The organism is Pseudomonas sp. 05N36 (genome assembly GCF_056397385.1).
This window is the reverse complement of sequence record NZ_JBFTNH010000030.1, coordinates 49,441-63,319: the sequence shown is the minus strand read 5'-3', so window position 1 is coordinate 63,319 and position 13,879 is coordinate 49,441. Positions and strand designations below refer to the sequence as shown.

Below are 13,879 nucleotides of genomic sequence, written 5' to 3'. Positions count from 1 at the left end.
TTTCAGGACAGTCGGGAGCGGCTACTCATCGAGGGCCGAGCGTTGTAGCAGCAACGCTCACAATGAGCCCGGATACATTAGCGCAAGCCAGCTTTACCGAAAACAGCCAAAGAGGTTGCAGGAGAGGGGCTGACCATACATTTTTATGAACGTTAAAACATCAAGTTAAACAGAGTGTTTAATGAAACAAAGTCTAACGTTTAGACATGTTTAATATGAACTAACAATATCCTGCACTTCAGCTGAATATTCCCGCGCAAATTGATCCGGTTGTTTATTTAATCCGGCCACCCCGGCCCGTAAACTCCGTATTCATGAAAAAACACAAATGCGGCCCACGCTTCAAAGCGCTCCTGAAAGAGGTGAACATCACCCCGACGGCATTCGCGGCCTTCTGCAACGTCGAGCCCCAGCATGTGAACAACTGGTACACCCGCGGCGTTCCCTACCCGCGGATGGAACAAATCGCCCGCTTGCTAAGTGTGAACAGCCTGTGGCTTCTCAACGGCGAAGGTCCCAGGCACCCAGGCCCGGGACAACTGACAGATCAGGCCGGCAACGTTTTCGACGCGCAAGAAACCCGCGGCGTGTACACCGTGAACATCGATTCGCTCGATATAGAAATCCCGCTGTATAACGAGGTCCCCACGGCCCCCGGTGCCAGCGACACCCAGGTCGCCGAAATCCCCGGCGAATTCATCCGCCTGCCGCGACACTACCTCGAAAGCCTGGAAATCGAACCGGCCCAGGCCATTTGCGTGCCAATGGTCGGCGACAGCATGTCGGAGAAAATCGAAGACGGCTCGACCCTCGCCATCGACCGCAGCCTGACCCAGGTCGTCGACGGCCAGATCTACGCCCTCGAACACGCCGGCATGCTGCGCATCAAATACCTGCACCGCCTCCCCTCCGGCGCCCTGCGACTGCGCAGCCACAACAGCAACGATTACCCCGACGAAATCTTCAGCGCCAAACAGATCGAAGAACAAAACATCGAAATCCTCGGCTGGGTCTTCTGGTGGTCCACGCTGAACAAACAGAGGCCAGCGGTGCCGTTCAGTTGAAACCAGGGCGCCCTTTTAAGCAGCACAACGCTCTGGATAGCACTTCACGCTGGGAATTCCCCAAAAAAATCAGTATGCTGCGCCCCACATTTGCATCGACCCGCCAACGCCGGTCCGATCGCACTGACAAGGCAGATGACTTTCTCGCCAAGTCCCACAGCCGGACGCAAGATCCGGGTGTACGTTTTGAAGGCTGGTGCGGTTTACCAAAAATGAACCAAGCCCGTCCCCGAGAAGCCGGCCACAAGCCGGCTTTTTAATGCCCGAAATAATCCTGTCCCATCCGGGAATCCACTTGATAGCTTGGCACCTACGAAGCAGGCTTTACGGTGCAGACTGCAAAAAATGCCACAGAACATCGTCATCAAAATCACGAATGACACTCCGGGCACCCGCCTCTCGAAGCTGCTGATCCTGCAACCCCGATAACACACCGAAGGTATGGATACCGGCCGCATGGGCTGACTGGACACCGGCCAGCGAGTCCTCGAAGGCGATGGCGTTGTCAGCGGTCACGCCCAGCAACTCAAGTGCCGTCAGATAAGGCATGGGATGGGGCTTGCCGTGTTCGAGTTCACCACCGATGACGATGGTATCGAAGCGATCGACGATGTTCAGGCCTGTCAGCATGGCCATCGCATTTTCTCGCGGCGCGTTCGTCACCACCGCCGTGCGCAGGCCGAGCTTCTGGGCATGGTCGAGTATCCGTGACACTCCAGGTGTGGGGATGGTTTTACCCAGTTGGGCGCGGAACATCGCCTCTTTTTCCGCCGCCAGCTCAGGGTATTTCGAAGCCGGCAGACCGGGAAACAGACCGCCAAAGATCATGTCATCGGGAAAACCCATGACGTTGGCCTTGTAGTAGGTGATGTCCATCGACCGATACCAGCGCGCCAACAATTGGTTATAGGCTTTCAAGTGCAGTTCATCGGTGTCGATGAGTGTACCGTCCAGGTCGAACAACAGTGCAGATAGGCCCATTGCCCCTTACTCCGGTAAATTTACGGCCGTGTTGCCGGCAGGCGAGGTGCCACGCAGCCCCCGCAGGAACGGCGCCAGCAACAGCGCCACGGCAACCGCTTGCGACGCCTGGGCAATGCCGTCGACGAACTGGGCGAGTTCGGCGTTTTCCATCGAGCTGATGGCGACAAGTTCAGTCATGCACGGTCTCAATCCAGCAACCGGTGCAGTTTGGCGTACTGCAAAAGCATGATGGTCTTGCCATCGGTGATCTCCCCCGTCTCGATCATTGCCAATGCATCGTCGAGGGGCAATTCAAGCACTTCGATATCCTCCCCCTCCGCTTCAACGCCTCCGCCCTCGCCCAATTTGTCTTCGTCGAAATATTCCCCCACGAAGAAATACAGGCGCTCGGTGACCGACCCCGGGCTCATGAACGCCTCGAAGACCTTGYGCACTTCTTCAATGCGATAACCGGTTTCCTCTTCGGTTTCCTTGCGGATACAGGTCTGCGGATCGTCGCGATCCAGTAACCCTGCGCAGGTTTCGATGAGCATCCCGTCGTGCTCGTTGACGAACGCGGGAAAGCGAAACTGTCGGGTCAGGACCACGGTTTTTTTCAGCTTGCTGTAGAGCAGAATCGTTGCGCCGTTGCCCCGGTCATAGGTTTCCCGGGACATGTTGCGCCAGGTCCCGTCCCGTCCGAGGAAATCGTAGGTGGTCTTGCGCAGTACGTACCAGTTGTCCGACAGTACTTCGACTTGCTGGATACGTACCCGGTCCTTGGTGGCGATAGACTGGTTCATGATATTGCTCCCAGATGAGTGGCGTTAGAGACGACGGTGAGCAGGTGCGCGACCCTCTCTGGATCGCGCTGCTCCGGGGCCGTCATCACTGCGGTATTCAGTGTATGGTCGCAGCCGCACGGGCAGGCACCGCGATGCCCGCCGAGCCGCGAGACCGCCTCGGTCACCGGGCGATGGGCCCGTGAGAAAGTGTCGGCCATCCGCTGGGCAACCAGCGTCGCGTTCACCTCCTCGTGGGATTCATGCCAGCAATCGAAGTCGGTCGGGATGGCGATCATCGCATAGCAAAGCTCTGCCTCGCGCGCCAGCTTGGCTTCGGGCACGGCTGTCATGCCAATCACCATGCCGCCCCATTGACGATAGAGAGTGGATTCGGCGCGAGCCGAAAACTGCGGCCCCTCCATCACCACGTAGGTACCGCCATTGCGCGCCTGCACATCGGCTGCTTCGGCACTGGCCGCCAGCACTGAATGCATACGCCCGCAGGCGGGATCGCCAAACGGCACGTGGCCGACCAGGCCCGGGTCGGAGAAGGTTTTGTCACGCGGGATCGTGTGCCCGATCCCGTGGCGTTGCACCAACGCCCTCGGTACACCCTTGAGTGTACCGAGGGTGACCGGACTTGCAGGTAAGCATGCATGAGCGGAATCTTCCTTGAAGTACACCTTCGTTCATCCTTGATCTGCAGGCACTCAATCTCCGTGAGCACCTGAGAAAACATATCGCAGAAACTATGTGCGGCTGTATGTGTAGATCACACTTCAAAATCCCGCCACACATCTGCTTAGACTGAGTTTTTATATAAGCATTATGAATGTTGGTATATAAGCGCCAGAATGGGCGGAGGGCATCGTGCTGATCGACTGCGAGTCATCGTGGCGCAACCGGATTCGGTCTGCTGTCCGACATCACCAAACGCAGGTGGACCGCTCCCACTCCACCCCACGAGCCGTCCATTGACGGCTCTTCCCCAAAGCGCTCAATCTATCGGGCGCCTGAACGGGCTCGGCGGATGCCCCACGCCTCGCCCAATCCCAACGAGTCTGTAAGGACACAACCATGAGAAAGTGGCTTTCCCTGCTGTTCGCCGCCGCGGTTTTTCATCCCCCCGTTGCCTTCGCCGACTGCGCCGGCTCCCCCAAGCCCGTGGCCGAAGCTTTCTATAACGGGTACCTGCAAAGTTTCAGCGCTGGAAAAGATCCGCTGACCGATGATGTTGCGCAGATGAAGCAGTACGTTTCGGATGAGCTGATCGACAAGATCAAAAAGCAGATGGCCAGCCCGGACGGGCTGGAAGAGGACTATTTCATCAAGGCTCAAGACTACATGGAAGAATGGCTCACCCACATCAAGGTCAGTGAGCCACTCGTGCAGGGAGCCTCAGCCAGGGAGCAGGTGACATTGGGCAATACGCCCGATACAACCCAGATCGTGGATGTGCTGCTGGTCAAGAACAATGGCTGCTGGAAGATCAATGACGTGCTGTCCACAGCGGATCAGAGTGATTGAGTGATGGCCGATCGTTTCTTCTGAATCGCCGGGCGCACTGACGAACTACTGGACGGTGAGCCGAATAACCACACAATCGGCTCACAGCCATGGACCACCCACGCTGGATCTGGCAACTGCCCGTTGGACAATGTCCCCCTCACGGATAACTAAACGCCCGAACCAGCGTCAACTCCCCCACCGCCCGCATCGGCACGACAAACGTCTGCATCTTCTCGTCAGGCGTTCCCTCTTCTGTAATCACCGTCACCTGCGCGGTCGTCAGCGGCTGAACAGCATTCTCCTGACCCTCCTCGCCACTGTGATAGCCGCCTCCAAAGTAATTCAGATACACCAGGTATTGCCCCTTGATCGGCGCCGGCATGGAAAAAATCTCCGGCCCGTATCCGGTGGTGACGTCGACATCCAGCGCCGCGCCATTGGGTGCCACGCGGTCGCCGTACCAGATGTGTGCGCCATCAGGGGTGATCAGGTGCAAATCCAGATCGGTGTTATCGCTGTCCCAGGACAGCAGCACCCGCAGTTTGGCCGGGGTCGCACCGCCGCTGAGGTGGAGGAATTGAGTGCGGTGGCGTTGCTGACCATCCGGGCTGCGGACTTCGACACTATTGCTGCCATTGGGGAATGAAAACGGGCGGTCGAAATGTCCGGCGGGGTCGAGTTTCAGCGGCATGCTGACGCCGTTGACGATGAGTTTTCCGGGCTCGTTGCGCTTGGGCGTGGCTTTGATCTGACCGCTAATGCGAGCGGTGTTGGCCTGGCCCACCGGGGTGTTGACCGAGGAAGCCGGGTAGTTGACGGTCTGACGGAAGTTTTCGCCTTCACCTTCGGCGGCACCGATGCGCCAGCCGCCGACAGGGGTGTCGAGTTTGACGGCATCGGCTGCCATCGCCATAGGCAATGCAGTCATGGCGCAGAGGAACAGGATGACCTGTGGATAACGATGTTTCATGGCCTATTCCAGTAAAAGGTGGCGGGCGAGCCCTTCGATGTAGGTTTCGTCCTGGCCGTTGGGGTGTGCATCGAAGGCCAGGTGCAGGTATTCGTGAGTCAGGTCGAGGCGATCCTGTAGCGACAGTACGCCGCGCACGTAAATGCGCTGGCGTTCGCGGTCGACATAAGGGTGACCGAAGGCGAGGCGGCAGACGGCGAAAGTGCTGACTTCGTTGTAGCCGACTTCGCTTTCAAGGCGTTGGCGCCAGCCGCGGCGCTGCTTCTGCAGCCAGTCTTGTGCGGCGGGCAGGGCCTCGCAGGAGGCGACGGGATTGTCCCAACGGCTGAGGCTCGCGCGCGGGTAGGCGTGAAGCAGGATCGCGTCGTAGCGCTGGCCGGCACTGGCTTGTTCGACGGTTTGCTGCCAGGAGAGTTTGTCTGTGCCGGGCTGATCGGAGTGGTAGGTGACGGTGCTGCCGGCAAGCACCAGGTCGCTGGTCCAGGCGGCAATGTTGCGCGAGTCCGCCGCGGCCGGGCGTGGGGCGACGCGCTGACGGCTGCTGCTGTCGTCGATGCTCAGGCAGTCACCGCTGCGGGTGGCATTTTGCAGCAGGTAGGTGCGGATCGCGACGGCCAGGGCTTTGGCAGCTTCGGCGGGCTCGGGCCGGGCTTCGCGCTGGAGGACGCGAGCGACATATTCTTCGCGGTCCAGGCGGGCGACCAGCTTTTGTGAAGGGCCGTCCTTCAATAGAAACAGCTCGCCATCGCTGTGGATGTCGAGTTGGTTTCCGTTGAGGAACTCGACGCGGTAGTCGCCCTGCAAGGGGCCGGGGGGCGCCACGCGATCACCTGAGAGCACGCGTTGCAGTGGATAGCGGGAGAACAGGCTGACTTCGACGCATCGCCCCGCTTGCGCAGGCCAAGTGGACGGCAACACACTGGACAGCGCCTCTGCGTAGTTGCGCAGGACCCTCTGGCTGGTGCCCCGCCCGCCGGCCCAGATCGGTGTTCCGTCCGCCAGCCATCCGGCGAACCCGCCCTGACGCGACGATGGGTCCTGATCCCCCAGCCAGCTCCAGGTTTTCACTCGCAGGCGGCCACCGAGTTCACCCACGGCATTGCCATCAGCAGCGTTCAACACCACATCCAGCAACACTCGACGAGCCTGATCCTGCGCCGGCATCAGCGCCAGGGCCTTTAACAACTCAGCCACCGAAACCCGGGTTTGCGGCTGCAACGACGGCAAATCCAGCAACCACTCCGGCGCCTGACGCGCCTGCCAATATTCCCGCCAACCGGCGTCAGTAATACCCAACCGCTTCGGCTCGAAATACAGCCCGCAGGATTTCGCCAACGCCTGATCCCGCCCAATGCTCGCGCCAGCGGTGCAGCAATACACTTCTTCCTTCGACTGCCCGCGACACTCATAAACCGGCTCACGAGCGCCGGTATCGACCAGCCACCCGTAAACGAACAGCTTCCACACACTTCCCAGCGGCGTCTGCAATGTCTGCGGCAACGGCTCGCGCGCCATCACCTGAGTTCGGCTCAACTGCAGCAACTCACCCTTCAACGCCAGGCGCAGCGGCTCGTCCTGCGCCGTGGCCAGCGCAGGGATCAGACACAACAGCCACCAGACCAGAGGCCGGATCATGTCATTTAACCGTGATCTGGCCGAGGGCCGGCTTCTGTTCCAGGGCCTGGTGCTGTGGCGCATAGACCTGGGTAAAGCGTACCGGCGGCAGGTTGAACTGACCTTTTTGCGAGAAACGCACCAGATGACGCAAGCGCAACTCACCGCTCAGGGCATCGACCGGAATCGCGTAGGCCAATTGTCCCGGTTCAAAACGGGCCTTTTCCAGCGTGCTCGGCTCGCTGCCGGCCTTGCCCACGAGCTTGATGCCCCAGGTCGTACGCTCTACATCCGCACCGGGTGGCAGCGGCACTTCGAGCATGCCGTAGCGCAGTGGCTTCGCGGCGTTGCTGGCGATGATCACTTCGTCCAGGTACAGGCTGTCACTGGACAATGGCTGGGCGCCGACCGCTTCCAGCTTGAAGTTGAAGGCTTCGTCACCCGGCACCAGCCGCGACAGGCGACGAGTGATGGTCACGGCCATCGGATCGAATGCCGGTTGCTTGCTCTGGAAGCTCAACGCGGCCCGCAGCGGACGCTCCTGGGCGCCGGTCAGGGACAACACGCCAGGCACTTGCGCGCCTTGCCACTGCCAGTAGATTTCGCCGGTAGCGCCCTGCCCTTGCTTCCAGCCTTCACCCGGTGTCAATGCAACAGCGGGGGAAGCCTGTTCGATGCTGCGTTGCAACCAGGTCAGCGCCAAAGCACGCTCCAGGGTCGATTGCTGCGGCAACAGCCGTTGCAACAACGCTGTCGCGTGTGCCTGATCGAAGGGTTGCAGCGACAGGTTCAAGGCTTCGACAAATGGCTGGGAGCTGGCGGCCAAACGTTGCCGGGCATCCGCCAGCTGCCGATTGAAAGCGTCCGGCAGATTGACCTTCGCCTGTACAGCCATCGATGCGGTCAGCACGCGAGCACTGGCCAGACCCAGCGCCGAGTCCGGATCGCTCATGACGATGCTGTCCTGCCCCTCGTCCATCAGGTTTGCAGCATTGCCCTCGCCCGCTTTCGCCAGATCGTCCATCAAACCGGTGAGCAACGTATTCACCGGCAATTGCATCTGCCTGGCGAACGACACAATCAGCGCTCGCTGCAACAGCGGCGTGTCCTTCGCCTGTTTTGCGTAGATCTCCAGCACCTGCTGCCAGTGCTCCGGCGGCAGGCTCAGATCCAGCGCCTTGCTGGCGTACCAGTCGGCGTAATAAGCGTAAGCGGTGAGGAACGCATCCGGCTCGCCATCCTGGCCCCACCAGGTGAAGCACGCGGAAGGCCCGGCCATTTGCACCAGCCGCAGACGGCTGTTCTGCATGATCAGCCGCAAGCGGTCGCGAATCCGCGGGTTCGACGACAAGGTCGGGTAAGCGATGCTCAGCGGCAGCAAACGACTGGCGGTCTGCTCGACGCCCCCGTACGGGTAGCTCAACAGGTCGTCGAGGGCCGAACGGAACAGCGCTTGCGGGCTGTCATCCAGCCGCAGGCGGATGTCGCTGGCATCCGCCGGCAGGGTCAGCGGTGTATCGCCGCCGAGCACATCCAGACTTTGGCTTTGAGTCACTTGCCAACCTTCGCCGGTCGCGGTCAAGCGCACGGCCAGGGCGTCTGCGGTTTTGCCATCCTGCACCAGCTCGGCGGTCCACTCGCCACTGGCTAATGCGAAGGCGGGTAGCGCGATGTAGTTGATGCCGTTGTTCAGGGTCACCGGCACACGCTGATCAACGCCGCCGTAATGGCTCACCAGCTCGGCCTTGACCGGTTTCTCGGACTGGCTGAAAGCGAACACCCCGAGATCCGGTTTGTCGCCGCTGCGGAATTTGCCGGGCCCGCTCCATTTCAGGTACAGCGGTTTGTTCGAGCGCACGAATTGCTTCTTCTGACCGACCTGACCGTCATCGGCAATGGCCCGGGCGGTGATGCGCCAGCGGGTCAGGGAGTCGGGCATCTTGAAGGTGAAGCGGGTCTTGCCGTTGGCGTCGGTCATCAACTCGGGCTGCCACGCCGCCGTGTCGACGTCTTCGCGGCGTGGCCGCTCCAGCACTTTCACTCCGCGCTCGCTACGGTTGGCCTTGCCTGGCGCGCCAGGGCTGCCCGGCAAGGCCACGTCGTAGCTGATGAACGACAGGCTGGCGCTGGTGCGCACGTTGTTGCGCCGTGGGTGGTAGAAGAACTGGTCGATGGTCGGCGCGACTTCCGGTTGCAACGCGTAAATCATTTCATCCACCACGCTGACCGTCAGGTGCGCCGGAACCGGCTTGCCGGCGAACCGGGTGCTCAGGTCCACCGACACGGTGTCGCCCGGCTGGTAGCTGTCCTTGTCGGTGGCAATGGTCACGTCGATCTGCGGCGCGACGACTTTGATGCCGATGTTCTGGAAGCTGTACTGGCCGCCCTTGGTGTAAAGCACGGAGAAGGTCAGGTTCGGGGCGAACGTGTCCTTCACCGCAATCCTCGCGCGGTACTGCGTGGGGCTGAGTTTTTCCATTTTCAGCCAGTCGCCGCCCTTGGACAGCAATGCCGTGGCCTCGACTTTGTCGCGTTCCAGAGACAACAGCGCATCACTGACCGGCTCGGGGAAAGTGATCAGTGCCAGCGCTTCATCGCCCGCCTGGTACTCGGGTTTGTCGAGAACGATTTCCACAGTGCCTGGTACGGCTTTGACCCCGTCGCCGGTGACCGAATGGCCGGTGCCGCCCAGCGCACGACCGTGGTCATCCTTCAACGTCAGGTTATAGGTGCCAGGGCGATCGAACGTCAGTGCAAAACCTTTATCCGCGGCCGCGAGAGTACCCTCGCCCTTGCCCTGGTCTTCCAGGCGCACCCAGCTGTAGCTGCTGGGGCTCAGCGCTTTGCCCCGCTCGCTGCCACCCTCGTTGACGTAGCTGAATGTAACTTTGTCGCCTACCGCACTGAAGCGCTGCGGCGCGCTCAAGCGGAAACTTGCGGCGCCGCGGTCGATGAGGATTTCCTTGGTGGTCTTGACCCGATACGCCGCGCCGTCGCTGGCGAACACCGTGAGCATGTAGCGACTTGGTTTCTCGGCGGCCGGCAGGTCGAGTGTGGCGTTGCCCTTGGCATCGGTGGTCAGTTCGGTGCTGGTCAGCTCCACCGGGAATTGCCCGAGGTATTGCAGCTCGTTATCGACCATCGACAGTTGCTGGGCGCGCAGGCTCAGGCTCAACTTGGCGTTGGCCACGGGCTTGCCGTCCGGGTACAGCAGCACGAGGCTACCCTTGACCGGTTCGCCGGTGCGGTAATCCTGTTTGGCCAGATTCAGGGAAATTTCGAAGTGCGGCTTGATGTATTCAGCAACGCGAAAGGCACTGCTGTAGGCCTGATCCTTGTAGCTGAAGCGCAGCTCATAACCACCGGCCACAGCGTTTTCCGGCAACTGGAAGCGGCCCTGGGTACCAGCCTTGGAATCCAGCTTCAACGCCAACGATTGCAGCGCGGTGCCAGTGGCATCCAGCACGCTGACGTTGACGTCGGCAGCCGCTGGCAGCACCGAATCCCGGGCGTTCTTGAACTCGCGACCAACGATTTTCAGCGACACCCAATCCCCCGGCCGATAGAGCGGACGGTCGGTGAATGCATAGAGTTTGGTGTCGTAGATCTCACTGTCGTAATAGAAGTTCTCGGAGACAAACACCCCGCCCTCTTCGTCCTCGCCGATCACGAAGGAACGCTCCGGGCTGGCGTGTTTCAGACGCAGTAAACCATCGGCATCCGTGGCGCCACTGCTCATGACGCCCAGGCCATCGGTCCACAACACATTGACCTTGGGCACCGAACTGCCTTCATGTTTGCGTGCGGCCCAGACCAGTAGTTCATCGCCAGCAATCTTGCTCACGGCCACGGTGTTGGAGACGAACACCATAGTGGTTGCACGGTACTTGCCGATCAGCGCCTCCACCAGATACAACCCCGGCTTCAGGTTACCCAGCGGGATGTACACGTTACCCGGCGCGACACTGATGAACTCGCTGGAAGAACCCGCCAGGTTCACACCCGCAGGCGGCTGGATCGGCTTGGCCTCCCACAGCGGATAACGAAATTGGCTGACCACCGGCAAACCCGGAATCAAGGCAAATTGCGGCTGCGCGTCGTAAGGCGTTCGCGCGACGATGGCAGTGCCCATTTTCAGTTCCGGCACTTCCTCGGTGACCTGTTTGCGAGACTCGTAAGAAAACGCTCGCTGCATCACCCGACGGGATTTGCGGTACCAGCTGTCCCACAGGTAGGCGAGGGTGTTTGACAGGCCCTCACCCTTGAACTGGCCGTCGCTGACCACGCGATGCAGGTTCTTCTGACGCTTGAGGAAATCCAGCGGCTTGTCGATCCGATAGACCCGAATGTCCGCGCCACCGTACGGCTCCATGCGGTATCGGCGATAGTCGCGGCCCGGCGCTTCGAGGCGAACCATCGCCTGCTCGTCACTGGCAAAACTGCTGTCGGCCAACAGGAAAAAACTTTCACCGGCCACCGCCGTGTAGCCACTGGGCTCGACGGAATCGTCGGCATTGACCGTGGCCAAAGGGGCCAGCAAGGCCAACAACAGGGGCAGTCTTGAACAAATGCGCAACATGCGGGCACCGATCATTGGGAGAGAAAGTTCAGTCGATAGACGCCGATGAAGTTGGGGTTGGCTGCGTCGGGAATCCATCGGGTGTCCTTCCATGTCATGAGTTGCTGCAGGCTTGCGGAGCGCATGCCGTTATCGGTAGGGGTGGTGGTGCCGGTGTGATAGGCGATGTAGCGGCCCATCCAGATCATCAGGTGCTGGTCGTCGCCCTGATCGAAAAACATCAGATCGCCAGGCCGGGCCTGGGCCAGGTCGCGGCCCACCAGACGGCTGTTGAACTGGATCAGCTTGATGGCATTGACGTAAGGCCCGACCTTGCCACCGCCCTGCTGCCATTGCTGGGCGAGGCCGCGCTGGGCGTCGCTCAATGGCAGTTCCGGCGGCAGGTAGCGGTTGGACAGGCCATTGCTACGTAGCCATTTGTCATCGTGGACTTTCAGCGCTTCGTTGGCAGCGAAACGTACCAGCCCGGCGCAGTCCTGCTGATACCAGCGCGGGCTCGGGCCCTGGGTCAGTTGTTCCTGGGCGATGCGCACGAACCAGGCGCGAAAGACCTGGGATTGCTGCGGGTCAAGCGGCGCGGCTTCGCTGGCAAATGCCCGCGTGCCGAGCAGCAGCGCCAGCAGGCCAAGGCCTCGGATGAGTGCCGTCACAGGGCTTTCCATTCCAGCGGCAGCCATTGCCAGTGGCCATCGGGCTCGCTGCCTTTGGGCAACGTCAGGGCGTATTTGCCGTAGCCGCCGAGCGTGCGCAGTTTCGGAATCAGGTAGGTTTGCGCGGCGTTGTAGAAAACCGGCTCCATGTCTTGCGGCAGGCTATCCAGGGTTTCCCGCTGCATCAGCTGTGCCATGGAATCCGGGCCCAAGTAGAGCGGCGTCAGCTGATCTTTCGGCAACACGTCGGCCAGTGGCGGGAAACGTTTGTCGAGGGTGCCGAGGGCCTTGTCCACCAGTGTGTCGTCGAGGGAGAACAACAGCGTCGAGCCGTGGCGCGCCAGGCTCACCCGCAGGAACGCCTTGGCGGCGATTGCGGCAGGCTGCTCGGCTGACTTCGCCGGGTATTGGCCAAAGTTGGAGCTGACCTGGCGCTGCCACCGATGGGTTTCGCCTTCCTGTTTCTCTACCACCGCAAAGGCGTGCTCGGCAACGTTGCGTTCATAAGCGCCCACCATCGAGCCAAACAGCTTGCCCAGATCGCCATCGAGCTTGGCGCTGTCCTTGTCATTCAGGCTGGCGACCAGCAACGGCGTGTACAACCGTGAGTCGGCGTACCAGCAGAGGCCGGCGGCACCGGCCACATGATCGGTCAGGGCCTGGGCCACCGCTTCGTCGGCACCGAGTTTCACCAGCAGCGGTTTTTGTTGTTCGGCGGCCAGCGGCAGGGCCACGCAGGCGCTGGCGCCTATCGGCATGGCTTGCCAGATCGGTTTGAAATCGAAGTCCGGCTGGTTATCCAGTTCATCCATGGCCAGGAAACTGTGCCAGCCCTTGTCGTCCATGTCGAAACGCAGCCCGGCGAAGTTGGGGATGAAGCGCTGGTAACCCATGGCCAATACGCTGGAACTGACCGAGAGCCGTTGTTTGACCTCCGGGGCTTTAGGTTGCAGCCCAAAGGCTTCGGGGAAGAGTTTTTCGCCACCCAGCAGTGCTTCCAGCGCCTGGGTCGAGACCATGCCGTGCTCGTCGGTCGGACCATGGCCCATGTCATACAGCTTGCGCGGGTTGGACAGCACCACCAGTTTGTCGCCGTGAGAAGCAAACACCAGGGCTTTGCCGGCGTTGTAGGTGAGTTGATAAACCGGCACCACATCGCCGGCGACGTTCATCTCGCCGAGCTGGCTCAACTGCGAATCATCCAGCGCCACTTTAGCCAACGGCTCCAGCACCTTGGCCAGGCCACCGCGATCCATCACCAACAGGAAGTCCTTCAGGCGACCATCCGCCCCACGCCACAGCGCCACGTCTGCGGGCTGATCGAATAGCTGTTCGATCAGGCTGTCCTGCAACTTGAGGTCATGCTCGTAAATGATCCGGCGCAGACTGCCGATCAACCCGAGACGATCGGCATGGGCTTCATAATAGAAGACGAAATCTTCGGTCAGGGTTTCCTTGAGAAATGGCACCGTCAGCAAGTCCTTGGGCAACTGGCTCAAGGAACGGGTTTCCAGCAGACCGTCCGGCCGGCTCATGCCCAGTTTGTCACTGGCCAACTGCGCAGGCGGCGCCTTGGGCTTGTGCATGAACCACCCCAACCCGCCCGCCACGCCGACCACCAGGCACAGCCCGATCAGCAGCGCCGGCCAACGACGCGAGGTGTTGGCCGCAGGTGCGCCGGCGGCCGGGGAATCGGCCGATGAAATCGTGTTATCGCTCATGTTCACGCTCATGTTCCCAAAGCT

11 protein-coding genes are annotated in these 13,879 nt (G+C 60.8%); 2 read left to right on the top strand and 9 right to left on the bottom strand.

The genetic code is table 11. From position 1 onward, the window contains the following. The first annotated feature begins 314 nt into the window (after window positions 1-314). Window positions 315-1,064: a S24 family peptidase gene (locus tag AC1DIH_RS26730; protein WP_477773877.1), complete on the top strand. Its 750-nt coding sequence runs from the start codon at window positions 315-317 to the stop codon at window positions 1,062-1,064. 324 nt (window positions 1,065-1,388) lie between these two features. On the opposite strand, the gene AC1DIH_RS26725 is transcribed toward AC1DIH_RS26730, so the two are convergent. Genes AC1DIH_RS26725 through AC1DIH_RS26710 form a run of 4 tightly spaced genes read right to left on the bottom strand, consistent with a single transcriptional unit; the run spans window position 1,389 to window position 3,495 of the window. Beyond that, window positions 1,389-2,045, bottom strand: a complete 657-nt coding sequence (locus AC1DIH_RS26725) for an HAD family hydrolase (RefSeq protein WP_477773876.1) — start codon at window positions 2,043-2,045, stop codon at window positions 1,389-1,391. A gap of 6 nt (window positions 2,046-2,051) precedes the next feature. After that, complete coding sequence (locus AC1DIH_RS26720) at window positions 2,052-2,225, bottom strand: hypothetical protein (RefSeq protein ID WP_477773875.1); 174 nt, start codon at window positions 2,223-2,225, stop codon at window positions 2,052-2,054. An 8-nt stretch (window positions 2,226-2,233) separates the two neighbouring features. Next, the gene (gene nudK / locus AC1DIH_RS26715; RefSeq protein WP_477773874.1) at window positions 2,234-2,830 is read right to left on the bottom strand and encodes a GDP-mannose pyrophosphatase NudK; all 597 of its coding nucleotides are present in this window, start codon (window positions 2,828-2,830) and stop codon (window positions 2,234-2,236) included. Continuing rightward, complete coding sequence (locus AC1DIH_RS26710; RefSeq protein ID WP_477773873.1) at window positions 2,827-3,495, bottom strand: phosphorylase family protein; 669 nt, start codon at window positions 3,493-3,495, stop codon at window positions 2,827-2,829. The genes nudK and AC1DIH_RS26710 overlap by 4 nt, the downstream gene beginning before the upstream one ends. A gap of 394 nt (window positions 3,496-3,889) precedes the next feature. Here AC1DIH_RS26710 and AC1DIH_RS26705 point away from each other — a divergent pair, with 394 nt between their 5' ends. After that, window positions 3,890-4,339 carry a DUF3828 domain-containing protein gene (locus tag AC1DIH_RS26705; RefSeq protein ID WP_477773872.1) on the top strand — a complete coding sequence of 150 codons (450 nt, stop codon included), beginning with the start codon at window positions 3,890-3,892 and terminating at the stop codon, window positions 4,337-4,339. A 139-nt stretch (window positions 4,340-4,478) separates the two neighbouring features. On the opposite strand, the gene AC1DIH_RS26700 is transcribed toward AC1DIH_RS26705, so the two are convergent. Genes AC1DIH_RS26700 through AC1DIH_RS26680 form a run of 5 tightly spaced genes read right to left on the bottom strand, consistent with a single transcriptional unit; the run spans window position 4,479 to window position 13,855 of the window. Further along, entirely contained in the window at window positions 4,479-5,291 is an 813-nt protein-coding gene (locus AC1DIH_RS26700; protein WP_477773871.1) for a YfaP family protein, read from the bottom strand. 3 nt (window positions 5,292-5,294) lie between these two features. Then, window positions 5,295-6,926, bottom strand: coding sequence for a DUF2300 domain-containing protein (locus AC1DIH_RS26695; RefSeq protein WP_477773870.1), 1,632 nt, complete (start codon window positions 6,924-6,926; stop codon window positions 5,295-5,297). Between the two features lies 1 nt (window position 6,927). Beyond that, complete coding sequence (locus AC1DIH_RS26690) at window positions 6,928-11,499, bottom strand: alpha-2-macroglobulin family protein (protein WP_477773869.1); 4,572 nt, start codon at window positions 11,497-11,499, stop codon at window positions 6,928-6,930. After that, the gene (locus AC1DIH_RS26685; RefSeq protein ID WP_477773879.1) at window positions 11,496-12,146 is read right to left on the bottom strand and encodes a DUF1175 domain-containing protein; all 651 of its coding nucleotides are present in this window, start codon (window positions 12,144-12,146) and stop codon (window positions 11,496-11,498) included. Before AC1DIH_RS26685 ends, AC1DIH_RS26690 begins: the two co-directional genes overlap by 4 nt. Continuing rightward, entirely contained in the window at window positions 12,131-13,855 is a 1,725-nt protein-coding gene (locus AC1DIH_RS26680) for a DUF2138 domain-containing protein (protein WP_477773868.1), read from the bottom strand. The genes AC1DIH_RS26685 and AC1DIH_RS26680 overlap by 16 nt, the downstream gene beginning before the upstream one ends. Window positions 13,856-13,879 lie beyond the last annotated feature (24 nt).